Annotated in this window: 14 protein-coding genes; 6 read left to right on the forward strand and 8 right to left on the reverse strand. The window is 72.0% G+C overall.

Going from position 1 to position 14,968, the window contains the following annotated elements; genetic code table 11:
* Window positions 1-48: 48 nt before the first annotated feature.
* The 4 genes from RM590_RS13295 to RM590_RS13310 all read right to left on the reverse strand — a co-directional run bounded on the left by RM590_RS13295 (window position 49) and on the right by RM590_RS13310 (window position 5,251).
* Entirely contained in the window at window positions 49-528 is a 480-nt protein-coding gene (locus tag RM590_RS13295; protein ID WP_311704716.1) for a hypothetical protein, read from the reverse strand.
* 4 nt (window positions 529-532) lie between these two features.
* Window positions 533-2,995, reverse strand: coding sequence for a molybdopterin oxidoreductase family protein (locus RM590_RS13300; protein ID WP_311704717.1), 2,463 nt, complete (start codon window positions 2,993-2,995; stop codon window positions 533-535).
* A 145-nt stretch (window positions 2,996-3,140) separates the two neighbouring features.
* Entirely contained in the window at window positions 3,141-3,371 is a 231-nt protein-coding gene (locus tag RM590_RS13305) for a hypothetical protein (protein WP_311704718.1), read from the reverse strand.
* A 182-nt stretch (window positions 3,372-3,553) separates the two neighbouring features.
* Window positions 3,554-5,251: a cellulase family glycosylhydrolase gene (locus tag RM590_RS13310; protein WP_311704719.1), complete on the reverse strand. Its 1,698-nt coding sequence runs from the start codon at window positions 5,249-5,251 to the stop codon at window positions 3,554-3,556.
* 288 nt (window positions 5,252-5,539) lie between these two features.
* On the opposite strand from RM590_RS13310, the gene RM590_RS13315 reads away from it, so the two are divergent.
* Window positions 5,540-6,193, forward strand: coding sequence for a class I SAM-dependent methyltransferase (locus tag RM590_RS13315; RefSeq protein ID WP_311704720.1), 654 nt, complete (start codon window positions 5,540-5,542; stop codon window positions 6,191-6,193).
* Between the two features lie 22 nt (window positions 6,194-6,215).
* Here the strand turns inward: RM590_RS13315 and RM590_RS13320 are convergent, their stop codons facing one another.
* Window positions 6,216-7,352 carry a class I SAM-dependent methyltransferase gene (locus tag RM590_RS13320; RefSeq protein ID WP_311704721.1) on the reverse strand — a complete coding sequence of 379 codons (1,137 nt, stop codon included), beginning with the start codon at window positions 7,350-7,352 and terminating at the stop codon, window positions 6,216-6,218.
* A gap of 300 nt (window positions 7,353-7,652) precedes the next feature.
* Between RM590_RS13320 and RM590_RS13325 the strand changes: the two genes are divergently transcribed.
* Window positions 7,653-8,045: an AraC family transcriptional regulator gene (locus tag RM590_RS13325; protein ID WP_311704722.1), complete on the forward strand. Its 393-nt coding sequence runs from the start codon at window positions 7,653-7,655 to the stop codon at window positions 8,043-8,045.
* Between the two features lie 81 nt (window positions 8,046-8,126).
* A complete protein-coding gene (locus RM590_RS13330; RefSeq protein ID WP_311704723.1) occupies window positions 8,127-8,537 on the forward strand; it encodes a VOC family protein in 411 nt (136 codons plus the stop codon).
* 3 nt (window positions 8,538-8,540) lie between these two features.
* On the opposite strand, the gene RM590_RS13335 is transcribed toward RM590_RS13330, so the two are convergent.
* Window positions 8,541-9,092, reverse strand: a complete 552-nt coding sequence (locus RM590_RS13335; RefSeq protein WP_311704724.1) for an NUDIX hydrolase — start codon at window positions 9,090-9,092, stop codon at window positions 8,541-8,543.
* A gap of 161 nt (window positions 9,093-9,253) precedes the next feature.
* Between RM590_RS13335 and RM590_RS13340 the strand changes: the two genes are divergently transcribed.
* From RM590_RS13340 to RM590_RS13350, 3 genes are all read left to right on the forward strand, one after another.
* A complete protein-coding gene (locus RM590_RS13340) occupies window positions 9,254-10,138 on the forward strand; it encodes a metallophosphoesterase family protein (protein WP_311704725.1) in 885 nt (294 codons plus the stop codon).
* Window positions 10,139-10,203: 65 nt separating this feature from the next.
* Window positions 10,204-10,782: a dienelactone hydrolase family protein gene (locus RM590_RS13345; RefSeq protein ID WP_311704726.1), complete on the forward strand. Its 579-nt coding sequence runs from the start codon at window positions 10,204-10,206 to the stop codon at window positions 10,780-10,782.
* Between the two features lie 142 nt (window positions 10,783-10,924).
* Window positions 10,925-12,883, forward strand: a complete 1,959-nt coding sequence (locus RM590_RS13350; RefSeq protein WP_311704727.1) for a polysaccharide lyase family 7 protein — start codon at window positions 10,925-10,927, stop codon at window positions 12,881-12,883.
* A gap of 133 nt (window positions 12,884-13,016) precedes the next feature.
* Here RM590_RS13350 and RM590_RS13355 read toward each other — a convergent pair whose 3' ends face one another.
* Both RM590_RS13355 and RM590_RS13360 read right to left on the reverse strand, forming a co-directional pair.
* Window positions 13,017-13,691 carry an NADPH-dependent F420 reductase gene (locus RM590_RS13355; RefSeq protein ID WP_311704728.1) on the reverse strand — a complete coding sequence of 225 codons (675 nt, stop codon included), beginning with the start codon at window positions 13,689-13,691 and terminating at the stop codon, window positions 13,017-13,019.
* 82 nt (window positions 13,692-13,773) lie between these two features.
* Window positions 13,774-14,619 carry an alpha/beta fold hydrolase gene (locus RM590_RS13360; RefSeq protein ID WP_311704729.1) on the reverse strand — a complete coding sequence of 282 codons (846 nt, stop codon included), beginning with the start codon at window positions 14,617-14,619 and terminating at the stop codon, window positions 13,774-13,776.
* Between the last annotated feature and the right edge of the window lie 349 nt (window positions 14,620-14,968).

Consider the following 14,968-nt stretch of genomic DNA (forward strand, 5'->3'; position numbering starts at 1 on the left):
GTATAGGCGGAAACGCTTGCATTCCTTCCTTAAATGGACATCCGTCGTTCACCCGGTGGAGGCTCCGGCGGCTCCGGCGGCGATGAGGGCCTGGGGCGCCGCCTGTTTGATGTGCGTGGTGAGCCAGAGCATCTGCCGGCTCGTGTCCTTCTGGCAGGCGGTGACCGTGCCGAGGAGCTCCCGGTCGCGCAGGCCCTGTGCCGCCTGGCCCAGCACGGTCCACGTCATGTCGACGAAACCGGCGAGGGTGTGGAGGTCCTGCAGGTCCCGGAGCAGCCCGACCGGCCCGGAGCGGGTCTCGGCGAGGCCCTGGGCGCGGAGGCGCTCCGGCTCCGGGTCCTGGAGTTCGCCGTACCGGCCGATCAACGGGCCGAGCCGCTCGACGTGGCGGTCGCTCATGCCCGCGAGGAGATGGCACAGCACGTTGACGTCCGGCTCCGCGGCGTGTCCGTCCCCGACCCGGCGGAAGGAGTCGGCCAGGGTGCGGGACGCGTCGTGCTGGAGGCCGAGGTAGCGAGGGAGGTGCATGTGATCAGTCCTCGATCCGTTCGGTGACCTCGTCACCGGCGGTGCCCGCGGTCGCGGGGACGCCCGACGGATCCGCCGGTGCGGAGGCCGTGGTGGTGGGCGCGGGGGCCGGCCCCGATCCGTCGCGGACCTTGGCCACCCGGGCGGCGGTCATCTTGTAGACCGGCTGTTTGGAGACCGGGTCCCACTCCGTTGGGGTCAGCTCGTTGGCGGCCCGTGGGTGTCCGTTCGGCACGGCCCCGTCGGTGCCCGGCTGGTCCCCGTAGCCGTAGTGGAAGGGCACGAAGACCACGCCCTCCCGGCCCCTGCCGAGCCGCGCGGGGGCTTCCAGGGCGCCCTGCGGGGACTCCACCCGCACGATGTCGCCCTCGGTCACGCCGAGCCGCGCGGCGTCGGGGACGGACAGCTCCACCCACGCGTCCGGCGCGGCGCGCCGCAGCGGCCGGGACCGACCCGTCTTGGTGCGGGTGTGGAAGTGGTACGCGGTCCGGCCGGTGGTCAGGACATAGGGGTGGACCTCGTCCGGCGGCTGCGGGGGCGGCACATAGGGCGCGCTCTTGAGGAACGCCCGTCCGTCGGGTCGCAGCGCGCGGTAGGTAGCCGGGCCGACCGCGCCTCCGGTGAGCAGGTCGTGGCCGTAGGTCTCGCACTCGTCGGGGGCGGTGGGGAACCGGCCGTCGCCGTAGAGGCGTTCGGTGCCCTCCGGCGCCCGCTCGTTGACCGGCCACGGGATGCCGCCGCCGCGCAGCTTGTCGTAGGACAGCCCCGTGTAGTCGACCGGCCGGCCGCGGGTGCACTCCCGCCACGCGTCGAACGCGCCCCGCGGATCGGTCCACTTGATCAGCGGGGCGCCGTCCCGGTCCCGGAAGTCCATCCGCCGGGCGTAGTCCAGCCAGATGTCCAGGTCGCTGCGGGCCTGGCCGGGCGGCTCGACGGCCCGGTCCGAGAGGTGGACCGTGCGGCTGGCGTTGGTGAACGTGCCCTGCTTCTCGCCCCACAGGGCCGCGGGCAGCACGACATCGGCGTAACGGGCGGTCTCGGTCAGGAAACCGTCCTGGACGATCACGAACAGGGACTCCTGCCTCAGGATGTTCCGGACGCGGTCCAACTCGGGCAGCGAGACGGCCGGGTTGGTGCCGGAGATCCACAACAGCCGGATCGATCCCTGCTCGCAGTACCGCCAGATCTGCATCGCGTGGGTCGGCGGGGCCCAGTGCGGGATGGTCAGGGGATCGACGTTCCACAGCCCCGCCAACTCCCGGACATGATCGGGGTTGTTCCAGTTGCGGAAGGCCGGCAGGTCGCCGTCGGCGCCGCACTCGCGGGTGTTCTGGGCCGTGGGCTGGCCGTTCATCTGGAGGATGCCGCAGCCCGGCCGGCCCAGGAGCCCGCGCAGCAGATGGAGGTTGTTGACCGCGCAGGACGCGGCGGTGGCCTGGTGGGACTGGTAGAAGCCCTGGAGCACGGTCGAGACCACCCGGTCGCTGGTGCCGAAGATCTCCGCCGCCCGGCGGATGTCGGCGGCGGGCACGCGGCAGATGTCCGCGACGTGCTCGGGGGTGTAGGGCTCGACGGTCGCCCTGAGGTCGTCGAACCCGAGGGTGTGCCGGGCGATGTAGTCCTCGTCGAGCCGGCCGTGGACGACGAGTTCGCGGGTCAGCGCGTTCATCAGCGCGTGATTGGTGCCCGGCAGCGGCGCCAGGTGCACCCCACCGGTCCGCCGGGCCGCCTCGGCCACCTGGGTGAGGCGCGGGTCGACGGCCACGATGCGCGGCGGGTCCGAGCCCTCGATCCGGTCCAGGACGCGAGCCCACAGGACGGTCTGCGTCTCGGCCATGTTGTGCCCGTACAGGAACACCGCGTCGGCGGACTCCAGGTCGCGGTAACTGCCCGGCTGCCCGTCGGAGCCGAAGCTCTCCTTCAGCGCGGCGGCGGCCGTCGCCGTGCACAGCCGGGTGTTGCCGTCCATGTGGGGGGTGCCGATCCCGGCCTTCCCGATCACCGCGAGGGTGTAGTACTCCTCCAGGAAGAGCTGGCCACTGGTGTAGAAGCCGTGGCTGAGCCCGCCGGCCTCGCTCTCCAGCAGCCGCCGGGACCGTTCGGCGACGCGGCCCATCGCGGTGTCCCAGTCGCTCTCGGCCAGTTCCCCCCGGGCGTCGCGGACCAGCGGGCGGCCGAGCCGGTCGGCGTGCTCCCACTGCCAGGAGCCGTACAGCCCCTTGGGCCCGAGCCGGCCGCGGTTGACCGGGTCGTCGGCCCGTCCCCGGACGCCCACCATCCGGCCGTCCTTGACCGCGATCTCGCAGCCGCAGCCGTTGCTGCACAGGACACACGCCGACGGCACCCATCGGTCGACCTCGTCCGCGCGCACCGAGGGATCGAGGTGACTGTCCACGCGGGCCGGCCAGGCGGTGCCGCTGCCATGCGGGGTGCGGGTGCCCCAGATGTCCGCGATACGGTCGTTCATCGCTTCGCCTCTCCTCCGGCACGGGCCCTGCCGCGTACCCCGGGCGGGAGCCGGCGAAGCCCGGGCGCCGCCGGCCGACGGGCCGTCAAACTAGCCGGGGCGCGCTCCCCGCCGGGGCAGGCGCGCCGCGCCCGCACGGGCGCGCTCACCAGTTCTCGGCGTCGCGCACGTTCCGGATGAAGGCGTTCGCGGAAGCACCCTCGTCCACCAGATCGGGGACGAGGTCGACGGAGCTGAGCAGAGACGCCGCCTTGCCCTCGGTCGCCCGCCACTGCTCGGCGATGGCCTGCTGTTTGTCCGGCGGCTGGCTCTCCAGCCACTGCCGGTTGTCCGGGCTGAGCTGCCGCAGGAAGTGGGCGAGCAGGTCCATGGCCATGACCGTCGTCTCCTGAACGTGAGGGCGCGGGCGTGCGCTGACAGCATCAGCCTGCGGGAGGGCGGCGACGGATGCGGTGGACCCCGGCGGGTGTCTCACCCGGCCGGGTGTCCGTTCCCGGCCGCGAACGCGTGAGCGTCCGCTCCGGGACCCGGCGCGGCGGCCGGGTCCCGGGCGGTGGGTCAGCCGACGGTGCCGGTGACGGTGGTGCCGGACCTCGTCAGGGTGTATTTCAGGGTGGCGCCGCTCCAGAAGTGGAACGTCAGCGTCACCGTGGAATTGTCCCTGACCTCGTTGAAGAACGCCGAGGGCAGCGTGATGTCGCCGGAGGAGTAGTTCGGCGAGAACGCGGCGCCGAACTCCTTGTACGACGTCCAGTTGTGCGGGCCGGCGTAGGTGCCGTCGGCGTAGACCGCCTCCATGGTGGCCAACTGGTCACCGTTGAACGCGGTCGGGATCACCAGGGAGCCGGTGCTGCCGGTGGCGTTCCGCAGCACGGGCGTGTCATGGGTGATGACGTTCACGTCCCACGGCACTCCGGCGGAGAACCGGAGCGACAGGACGGCGTTGACGCCGTACTGCTGGGAGGCGGTCAGGCGGGCCAGCGTGACGGCCGAGATCGTGAGCTGATCGCCGCTGACCGTGTAGTCCTGGCCGCGCACCAGCGTCCGCGAGCCGTGCACGACCGAATTCAGGCTGTTGCCATTGAGGTTCAGCCTGATCGTCGCGGCCGACGGCGTCTGCCCCCGGCGGACGAAGATCTGGTCGGTGGCCGCGGTGCCCGAGGCCACGGTCCAGCTCGACCTCATCTGCCGGTACAGGCTGGGGTCGTTCCAGCGGAACGATGTGCGGTTGAAGTGCTGGCCGTTGTCCCACAGCATCGTGGTGAGCTGCCGGAGACGCGCCTGGTTGCCCAGGTATTCGAAGAACTTCAGCTTCTCGCCCTGCTCGATGGTGCTGGTGCTGCGGTCGAAACCGAGCAGTCCGTATTCACCGATGATCACCGGGATGCCCCTGGCGACGAACACCTCGTGCAGACGGTCGAAGGTGTCGGTCAGATCCTGCTGGGTCGTCGCGTCGAACCGGGTGTAGCCGGCGACGTTCACGCTGAACGGCCAGAAGCCGTAGTAGTGGATGGTGGCCACCAGATTGGGGTCGTTCAGCGCGGCGAACGTGTCGGCCAGCTCGTCCACCCGGGCCTGCTCGGGCGAGGAGCGCACGCTCGGCAGGACCAGGTAGCGCGTGGCGTTGTTGCCGCCGGAGCGGCGTACGAGCGAGTGGAACGTGGTGTTGAGCTCGTGCATGAGCTGGGCGTTCTGCGCGTCGCCGGAACTGCCCTCGAAGAACGGTTCGTTGATGCTCTCGAAGAGCAGCTTCCGCGACGAGTTGCGGAAGGTGGAGGCGATCTGGTTCCAGGTCGCGGTGTAGCGGGCCAGCACGGCGTCGTGCTGCGTGGGCAGGTTCATGACCCACTGCCACGAGTCGTGGTGGACGTTGATCAGGACGTAGAGGCCCTCGGCGAGCGCCCAGTCCACCACTTCCTTGACGCGGGTCAGGTAGGCCGGGTCGATGGTGTACGAGGGCGCCGGGCCCTGGTGCTGGCTCCAGGTCACCGGGATCCGGACGCTGTTGTAGCCCTGGGCGCGGATGTTGCGCAGCAGGTCCCGGGTGACCCGCGGGTTCCCCCACGACGTCTCGTCGGAGCCGGTGGAGTCGAGGGTGTTGCCGAGGTTCCAGCCGGGCTGCATGGCCGCGACCGTGGCCTGTGCGGAGGACGCGGACGGCGCGGACCCGCCCCGGCCCCCGGCCGACCCGGCGTCGGCGGCGAGGGCGCCGGGCGGTATGAGCGCCAGCCCCAGGAAAATCACCAGGGCGGTCAAGAATCTTCGTGAACGGCTCTTCACAGTCGTCCCTTCTTTTCGAGTCTGTTCCGGACAGGAGCGATGGGCATCCCATCGCGGACAGTTCGCCGTGCTGTCCCCCGCCGCCGAACTTTTCACCGGTATGCGGAACTGGGCGTGCCGCTGGTCGAAGCGGTGGTGTGAGGGTGAGGAAAAGTAAGAGTGAGCACTCCCGGGGTGCGTGTCGCAGATGCTAACTGTCGAATGTTGTTCGCATAAGGAGCCGTGCGGCGGGCGCTGTCAGTGCCGGGTGAGAGGGTCGAACCCATGACCGACTCCGCCGCCATCGCCGCCTACTGGAACGCCGCCGCCCCCGCCTTCGACGACGAGCCGGACCACGGTCTGCGGGCCGCACCCACCCGCGAGGCGTGGGCCGGACTGCTGGCCTCCTGGGTGCCGCCCGGCCCGGCGGACGTGCTGGACGTCGGCTGCGGCACCGGTTCGCTCTCCGCGCTGCTGGCCGCGGCCGGACACCGGGTCACCGGCGTGGACCTCGCGCCGCGCATGGTGGAGCTGGCCCGGGCCAAGCTGACGGCGGCCGGGCTCGCGGGCCGGTTCCTCGTGGGTGACGCGGCGGCGCCGCCCACCGGCGACCGGCGTTTCGACGTCCTGCTCTCCCGGCACCTCGTGTGGACGCTGCCCGATCCACGCGCCGCGCTGCGGGAGTGGACCGGGCGGCTGCGGCCGGGCGGCATCCTGATCCTCGTCGAGGGCCGGTGGCGCGAGGCCGGCCGGAGCGCGGCACCGTATGTGGCCGGGGCCGAGGCGCTGCCCTGGCACGGGGGCATAGCCGCCGACGATCTGGCCGCCGAGCTGCGCCCGCTGGTGACCGGCCTGCGCGTCGAGGACCTCGGCGACCACGCCGACCTGTGGGGCGGCCCGGTCACGGACGAGCGGTACGCCCTGATCGCGCGCGTCTGAAGCCCGGCCCGGGCGGGCGAGTTCAGGCGGTGGCGAGGCGCCACAGCGAGGTGACCTCCGCGGCGCGCGCGGCGTGGAGCGGGTCGGCCGTGTCCCCGGCCCGCGGATGCCGGGGCCGGGTGTCGATCCTGCCGCGCACGCGCAGGCCCGCCGCCTCGATCATGGCCAGCAGCTCGCGGCGCGTTCTGAGCCCGAGGTGCTCGGCGATGTCCGACAGGATGAGCCATCCCTCGGCGCCCGGTTGGAGATGGGCGGCGAGCCCGTTCAGGAAGCCGGTGAGCATGCCGCTGCCCGGGTCGTAGACGCCCCGCTCGACGGCGGAGGTCGGCCGGGCGGGAATCCACGGCGGGTTGCAGACGACGAGCCCGGCGCGGCCCTCGGGGAACAGGGCGGGGCCCGCCACCTCGACGCGTCCGGCCACGCCCAGCCGGCGGACGTTCTCGCGGGCGCAGCACAGCGCGCGCGGGCTGATGTCGGTCGCCACGACCCGCTCGAACCCCCGGCGCGCCAGGACGGCGGCGAGCACCCCCGTTCCCGTGCCCAGGTCGAACGCGGTGCGGCGACCGGCGCCGTGGCCCGCCCGCGGCGGGAGCGGTGCCTGTGCGACCAGGTCGACGTACTCGCCCCGCACCGGGGAGAACACGCCGTAGTGCGGGTGAACGCGCGCGCCGAGGGCCGGAACGTCCACGCCCTTCTCGCGCCACTGCCGGGCTCCGATCACCCCCAGCAGCTCCGTCAGCGAGACCGCCAGCGGCTCGCGCGGCGGCGGACCGTAGGCCTCGGCGCAGGCCCGGCGCACATCGGGAGCTCTGCGCAGGGCCAGCGAGTAGTCGGCCTCGAGCAGGACCAGAAGCCTGCCCAGCACGCGCGCCCGGTGGCCTCGGGCCCGGCGGTGCAGACGGAAGGTCTCGGCCGGGCCGCCCGCCGGGCGCGGGGCCGTCCGGTCGATGCGGCGGCGCATGGCGTGCAGAAGCTGACGCGCGTTGTGGAAGTCGCCCCGCCACAGCAGGGCGGTGCCCTCGCGGGCCAGCCGGTGGGCGGTGGCCGCCTTCACGCGGTCGTCCGCGACGACCACCCGCGCGGGCGGCGGTGTCGCGCTCTCGGAACGCCACAGGGCGGATCGGGTGGTGCGGGCTTCGGTCCAGTGGATCGTGGACACCGGGGTACTCCTCGTGATCGAACGTGCGGGGCACGAAGAGCACTTCGAACGAGGAGCAGGGGAAACGGCCCGTACCGCGGTACGGGCGCGGATCAGGGCAGGCCGGGCTACCGCTCCCGCGTCGAAGCGCGAGAGGAGAAGTCGCCGAGAACCATGCCGAGCGTCACGACCAGCCCTTTCCAGAAGGTGGGCCATGAGGTTCGCACAGTCGTCCGCTCGTCCGCAAACGCGGCCAAGTTCCGCTCGGCGGGAGACCATTGCCACTGCCCGGCGGGCGGCGAACTGTGGTGTGATGACGCCGTGAGCCGCGCCGTGGAAGACAGCAACCGCCGCATGCTGCGGGCACGGGACGCCATGGACCGCGCCTACGCGCAGCCGCTGGACATCCCGGCCCTGGCCCGGATCGCCCATGTGTCGGAGGCGCACTTCACGCGGACCTTCCGGGCCACGTTCGGCGAGACACCGCACCGCTACCTCCAGCGCCGCCGCGTCGAGCGCGCGATGTTCCTGCTGCGGGAGACCGACCGCAGCGTGACGGACATCTGCTTCGAGGTCGGCTTCGGCAGCCTGGGCACCTTCAGCCGCACGTTCCGCGACATCGTCGGCCGGTCGCCGAGGGAGTACGCCAGGGAGGCCGCGGCCACCCGCGTTCCGACGTGCTTCACGAAGGCCTGGACGCGGCCGAGCGCCTGACCGTTCGGGCTGTCGGAACCGCCCGTCGACTGAGCAGTTCTGGATAAGTTTTCGTCCGGCCGGACCAGTAGCGTGATGCACATGTTCACCGCCATCACGCACTCGCAGATATACGTCCTCGACCAGGACGAGGCCCTCGACTTCTACGTCGGCAAGCTGGGGCTGGAGGTCGGCGCGGACGTCGACCTGGGCTTCATGCGCTGGCTCACGGTCAGCGTCCCCGGCCACCCGGAGCGCCAGATCCTGCTGGAGAAGCCGGGCCCGCCGGCGATGTCCGAGGACACGGCGCGCCAGGTCCGCGAACTGGTCACCAAGGGCGCGATGGGCGGCTCGCTCATCCTCAGCACGGACGACTGCCGCAAGACGTACGAGACGCTGCTGAGCCGGGGCGTCGAGTTCACCGAGGAGCCCACCGACCGTCCGTACGGCATCGATTGCGGCCTCCGCGACCCCTTCGGCAACAGCATCCGCCTCACCCAGCCGAAGGACTGAGGCTCAGCGGAACGACCCGGTGGCGGGCCCGTCGGACGACACGGACGGGCCCCAGTCCGGATCGGTGTCCTCGTCGAAGTCGCCGAGATGCAGCGGCCGTTCAACGGGCCCGCCGGCCAGCACGGCGGGCAGCAGGGCGCCCATCCTCTTCGGCCGCACCGTTTCGGTGGTGGCGGCCAGCGCGGCAGCCGTCCACCAGGCGTGGCCGTAACGAGCCTCCCGGTTGTCGACGCGCATGGCGCTCACCTCCGCCGTGGTGACGCGAGCCAGACGGTATTCCTCGTACTGGTCGAACCGGTGGCCGTCAACGCTGAACAGCGTCTGCCGGGTCCAGGCCACCGGGCCGAGGCGGGAGGCCGGCAGACGGAGCCGGGTCTCCTCGTGTATCTCCCGCAGCGCGGCCCCGGCGTAGTCCTCACCGTCCTCCACCCCGCCTCCCACGGTGAACCACCAACGCGCCCCCGGGGCACGCGGATCGCGTCCGCACAGCAGGAGCAGCCGGTCGTCCTCGTCGACGATCAGGACCCGTGAGGTGAATCGCTCGGTCGGCACCATGGTGGGCAACGCTATGCCAAGCGGTCGCCCGCGGCGCCGGTGGCCGCCGTGTGGACGACATCGAGCAGGCCGGCGATCAGGGAGGCCGGGTCCGTCGGCGGCGGGGGAGCGCGGCCTCAATTCCCTGGTTCCGTGCGGTCGCCTCTTCTAGCCTCTGGCGCATGCGGATCCTCCACCTGTCGGACACCCACCTCGATCGCGACGACGCGCCCAACAAGTTCGGCGTCAACGCCACCGAGTCCCTGCGCCGGATACTCGCCGACCTGCGGCATCTGCGAGCCGTCGACGCCGTCGTCGTCAGCGGCGACATCGCCGACGACGGATCACCGGAGGCCTACGGCGCCGCCCGTGAACTCCTGGGAGCGTTCGCCGCCGAGCGGAACGCCCCGGTCATCTACAGCACCGGCAACCACGATGAGCGCCGGGCGTTCGCCAAGGTGCTGGGCCATGGCCACCTCGGGCCGGACGGCGGCGACCGGGCCGAGGCGTTCGTGCCGTCCGGGGAGGGCGAGCGGGCGGCCGTCAGCACGGTCGGCGGCCACCGGATCATCACGCTGGACTCGCTCGTGCCCGGCAAGGGGTACGGGCACCTCGGCCGCGCGCAGCTCGACTGGCTCCGCGATGTCCTGCGTACGCCGGCGCCGCACGGCACCGTGCTGGTCTTCCACCACCCGCCGGTCACCCTCGACGTGGAGGTCCAGCGGGCCCTGGGACTGCGGAACCCGGCCGACCTGGCCGACGCGATCCGCGGCAGCGACGTCCGCCTCATCCTGTGCGGCCACTTCCACCTCCAGATCTTCGGTTTCCTGGAGACGACGCCGGTGTGGGTGACGCCGGGCGTCGTCAGCCGCGTCGACCTCACCGCCGCCCCGGGCACGGAACGCGCCGTACGCGGGGCGTCCGCGACCCTCGTCCGGCTCGACGCCGCGCACGGCCCGCTGTTCCATACCTTCCACGCGCGCGACCCGCGGGCCGGTGAGACCGTGTATGAACTCGACGAACAGCAGCTCCACTCCGTCATCCGCGAACTCGGCCCCGACGCCTGATGTCAGTGGCACGGTCCATACTCGTGCCGCGGCGCCGACCGGGCACCGCGGAACGAGGGAGTGACATGGCCGAAGTGCTGGTTTTCCACCATGGACACGGGCTGACCGCCGGCGTCCGCGAGTTCGCCGAAAGGCTGCGGCGGGCGGGGCACACCGTCCATGTGCCCGATCTCTACGAGGGGCGGGTGTTCGACACGCTGGAGGAGGGCAGCGGCTACGCCGAGAAGGCCGGGTTCGGCACGATCGTCGAGCGCGGAGTCGCCGCCGCCGAGAAGCTGCCCGGTGAGCTGGTCTACGCCGGGGTGTCCCTCGGGGTGCTGCCCGCGCAGAAGCTGGCCCAGACCCGGCCCGGCGCCAGGGGCGCGTTGCTGCTCGAGGCATGCGTCCCGGTCGCGGAGTTCGGCGGTGCCTGGCCGGGGGACGTTCCCGTCCAGATTCACGGCATGGACGCCGATCCGTTCTTCGCCGGGGAGGGCGATCTGGACGCGGCCCGGGCCCTCGTCGAACAGGCGGCGGACGCGGAGCTGTTCCTCTACCCCGGCGACCGGCATCTGTTCACCGACAGCGGCCTGCCCTCGTACGATGAGCGGGCCGCCGAGCAGGTCTTCGGGCGGGTGCTCGATTTCCTCGGCCGCGTCGAGTAGCCCCGGCGCGGCCCTGCATCTCCTCCTCGGGACCCCTCCCGGCGCCTCCCGGCTACGGTCACGCGCTGACGACGCCTCCCGTGCCCCGGCGACGCTCCATGGCCGGGGCCGGGAGGAGAGCTCGAACGAGGAGGGCAAAGCTGTGAGGGATACCCGTTTATCCCGTTTCGCGTCCTGGAGACGCGGGCGGCTGCCGTTGGTGGCCGCCGCCATCGCCGCGCTGACGGCGACGCTGGCCGGGCCGGGGACCGCGCAGGCCGCCGACATACAGATTGTCGTGGGAGCCGGCGCGGTGACGGCCAGCACCAGTGACGAGAACGAGCCGGCGAATGTCGTGGACAACGACTACACGACGCGTTGGTCGGGCGAGGGTGACGGCGCCTGGCTGCAACTGGACCTCGGTTCGGTCACGACCGTCAGCCACATCAAGCTCGCCGTGTACAAGGGCACCACCCGGCAGAACGTCTTCGAACTCCAGTACTGGGACGGATCCAACTGGGTCCCCCTCTACGACGGCGAGACCAGCGGCACCACCACGGGCCTGGAGTCGTTCGACTTCATGCCCGTCCAGACCTCCCGGGTCCGCTATGTCGGCCACGGCTACACCGGGGACGGCGAGGGCGACTGGAACAGCCTCACCGAGGTCGAGGTCTGGGGCACCGGCGACGGCGACCCGGGCGACCCGGGCGACCCCGGCGACCCGGGCGATCCCCAGGTCCCGGCGGACGTGCTCGACCTGAGCGACTGGAAGGTGACGCTGCCCATCGGCGGCGACGAGGACCCCACCGAGATCTTCCAGCCGGACCTCGCCAGCTACTCCCACGACCCCTACTTCAGGGTCACCGACTCCGGGGACGCGGTGCGGTTCCGCGCGCCCGTCAACGGCGTCACCACCGGCGGCTCCAGCAACCCGCGTTCCGAACTGCGGGAGATGGAGCCCGGCGGCGGGGACGAGACCGAGTGGTCCTCGACCTCCGGCACGCACACCATGACGGTCCGGGAGGCGTTCACCCACCTGCCCGAGGAACGACCGTACGTGGTGGGCGCGCAGATCCACGGCGGCGACGACGACGTCACCGCCCTGCGGCTGGAGGGCACCGACCTCTGGATCACAGAGGGCGACACCAGGCACCACCACCTGATCGACGACAACTACCAGCTCGGCACGGTCTTCGAGCTCAAGTACGTGGTGAGTGGCGGTGAGATCGAGATCTACTACAACGGCCAGTTGGAGACGACCCTCGACCACTCCGACTCCACCAACTACTTCAAGGCCGGCGCCTACACCCAGGCCCACTGCGGCAACTCCTCCCCGTGCAGCTCCAGCAACTACGGCGAGGTGGAGATCCACGACCTGAGCGTCACGCACGGCGACGGCTCCGAGGGGTCCGACACGACGGAGGCGGCCGTCCGGCACGGCTGGGGCACCCCGCTGCCGATATCGGACGAGTTCAACTACACCGGTCCGGTCGACCCCACGAAGTGGGCGGTGCCGTCGGGCACCGTAGGCGGCACGGCCGGATGCTGGGAAGGGCACGCCGGGAACGGCCGCCGGTGCGCGAAGAACAGCACCGTCGCCAACGGCATGCTCACCATGCTCGGCGAGGCCAACGGCGACTCGGGCTGGCTCCGGCAGCGGTACGACACCCAGTACGGCCGGTGGGAAATCCGGTCCCGCTCGCGGAACATCGGATCGAGCGGCGGGCTCTATCACGCGCTGCACCTGATCTGGCCCACCGCGGGCAACCGACTGGAGAACGGGGAGTACGACTGGGTCGAGTACTCGGACCCCGACGCCCAGTGCCTCACGGCGTTCCTGCACTACCCGGAGAGCCCGACGGACGAGAAGGAACGCGAAGATCTCTGCCCGGTGAACATGAACGAGTGGCACAACTTCGCGTTCGAGTGGACACCGGACGCGCTGGTCGGCTACGTCGACGGTGTCGAATGGTTCCGGCTGGCGGACGGCGCGAACTCCGAGCGCGGGAACATCCAGGCGATGCCGTCCGGACACCTCAACATCCAGCTCGACAACTTCACGGGCGACGGGGGCCTGCGCCCCGCCGTGTTCGAGGTCGACTGGGTCCGCGTGTACGAGTAGGGGCGGGCGGGGCCGGCCCGGGCCGAGCGGGTTGATTCGTCACCGCCCGCGCGTCGAGGGCCGGGCCCGCGCCCTGCCGGGACGGCCCGCCGGTTGATCCGGCGGGCCGTCTCCCGTGTGCGGACGCCTGCGGTCACCGCGTGGCGGGCGGCGGCACGACGTTGATGTTGAACGTGTGGACCCCCAGGCCGTTGGCGATCCCCGTGAAGAGCAGGGCGAAGTGCTCCTGGCCGCGCGCGGAGGCGATGCCGCCGATGTCGAGCTGCCAGGACGCGGGCCAGCCCAGGTCGTTGAGCAACCGGGCCGTCGTCCGCTTGGCCGCGGCGCTGTCGCCGGACAGGAAGACGGTGCTCGGCCCGGCCAGCCGGTCCGGCCGCACCATCACGGAACTGTCCATGGTGCACAGCGTCTTGACCACGTCGACCTGGGGGAACGCCGCCTGGATCTGTTCGCTCAGGCTGCTGTTGGGGTGGGAGAGCTCCGTGAAGTCGTCGGACAGGCCGACGCCGACATCGATCAGCGTCTTCCCGGCGAGAGCCGGCGCTCCGATGGCGCCCAGGATCTCGACGGACACCGTCCCCGGCGTCGCGTTGACCACTACCTCCGCGTCCGCGGCCGTCTCGGTGAGACCGGCGACGGCGAAGCCGAGATCACCCCGGCCCGCCGGCCGGCGCGATCCGAGCACGACGTCATGTCCCGCCTCGGACCAGCCCGCCGCCAGTGCGCGGCCCACATTGCCCGTGCCCAATATTCCGATTCGCATGTGTGCGACGCTAACCGCCGCCCCCGCCCGGGCGGATCGGGCCACAGACGCAGGCGCCCCCGCACCACCGGCGTAGGTCCCCGGTGCCTTGACACGGTCCGGCCGGGGAAGGCAGGGGCGACTTCCCTCACTGCCCGGCGTGTTCGGCCAGCCACTCCAGGGCGTGGGTGGCGGAGTTGAGGACGGAGATGTGTCCGTCGTCGGGGTGCAGGCGCAGTTCCGCCCCCGCGCAGTGGCCGGCGAGCCACTGGGCGTGGGCAGCGGGCGCGACGCGGTCCCGGCCGCCGTGCAGCAGGAGGACCGGCGGCCTCACCTGCCCGGGGTCGAATCCCCAGGGGGCGACATAGGCCAGGTCGTCGTCCACGAGCGGGCCCGGGCCGCCCTCCACGGCCGGGCCGACGACCTCGTCGAACCAGGACCACTCGGCGGCGAGCGCGGCGTGATCGGCCGGGGTGAACATCTCCGGGTCGTACTCGGCGCCCGCCTCGTATTCCTCCTTCGCCGCGCGGCCCCGGGCGGCGGCGCGCAGGGACGCCGCGCAGGAGTCGGCCATGCCGGCGAACCAGTCCAGCCCTTCGGCGCCGAAGGGGGCCAGCCCCGCCACGCCGACCACGCCGAGGACCCGTTCCGGCAGGAGCGCGCCGCAGGCCAGGGCGTGCGGACCACCGCCGGAGTGGCCCAGGACCGCGAACCGGTCGATGCCCAGCGCGTCGGCGACGGCGGCGACATCGGCGGCCACCGACGCGACGTTCCGCCCGGGGAGAGGGGTGGAACCGCCGTATCCCGGACGGTCGTAGGACACCCAGCGGATGCCGAGCCGGGCGGCGGCCGGGAACAGCAGCCTGGGCGGCGCCCCTGTGTTCGGCGTGCCGTGGTGCCAGAAGACGGTGAGCCGGCCGCCGGAATCATCCGCGCCGGTGTCGTAGACGTGCAGGGTGCGGCCATCGCCCAGCGTCAGATCGGTCTCGGTCACGCCGACAACCTATATCCGCGCGTGGCGGGTCAGTTGATCCCGTCGGGAAACCCGGTGATCTCGGCCCGGGGCAGTGGCCGCGGCGACGACGGCGCCGTTCCGCGGGTGACGTTGATGTCGACGAGGGCCACGTTCGCTCTCCTTCGCGGGTCGATGAGCGCCGTGACCCTGACCGCCGTCGGCCGGGCCTTTCTGCCGCATGCCCGCGCCCTCCTGCGGGCCGAGCGTTCGGCGGCCGACGCGATGGCCGCGCTGCGCGCCGAGCAGGAGTCGACCCTGCGGCTCGGCACAAGCGTCGGGCTGGGCACCCGCCTGGACGGCGTGCTGACCGAGGGCGAACCGGCCGTCG

Source organism: Streptomyces litchfieldiae (assembly GCF_031845365.1).
Classification (GTDB): Bacteria; Actinomycetota; Actinomycetes; order Streptomycetales; family Streptomycetaceae; genus Streptomyces; species Streptomyces litchfieldiae.

Excerpts from the sequence above, each read along its gene's own strand:
- RM590_RS13340 (WP_311704725.1), top strand. The coding sequence starts at position 9,254 with ATGCGGATCCTCCACCTGTCGGACACCCACCTCGATCGCGACGACGCG.
- RM590_RS13300 (WP_311704717.1), bottom strand. The coding sequence starts at position 2,995 with ATGAACGACCGTATCGCGGACATCTGGGGCACCCGCACCCCGCATGGC.
- RM590_RS13330 (WP_311704723.1), top strand. The coding sequence starts at position 8,127 with ATGTTCACCGCCATCACGCACTCGCAGATATACGTCCTCGACCAGGAC.
- RM590_RS13315 (WP_311704720.1), top strand. The coding sequence starts at position 5,540 with ATGACCGACTCCGCCGCCATCGCCGCCTACTGGAACGCCGCCGCCCCC.
- RM590_RS13345 (WP_311704726.1), top strand. The coding sequence starts at position 10,204 with ATGGCCGAAGTGCTGGTTTTCCACCATGGACACGGGCTGACCGCCGGC.
- RM590_RS13305 (WP_311704718.1), bottom strand. The coding sequence starts at position 3,371 with ATGGCCATGGACCTGCTCGCCCACTTCCTGCGGCAGCTCAGCCCGGAC.
- RM590_RS13335 (WP_311704724.1), bottom strand. The coding sequence starts at position 9,092 with ATGGTGCCGACCGAGCGATTCACCTCACGGGTCCTGATCGTCGACGAG.
- RM590_RS13295 (WP_311704716.1), bottom strand. The coding sequence starts at position 528 with ATGCACCTCCCTCGCTACCTCGGCCTCCAGCACGACGCGTCCCGCACC.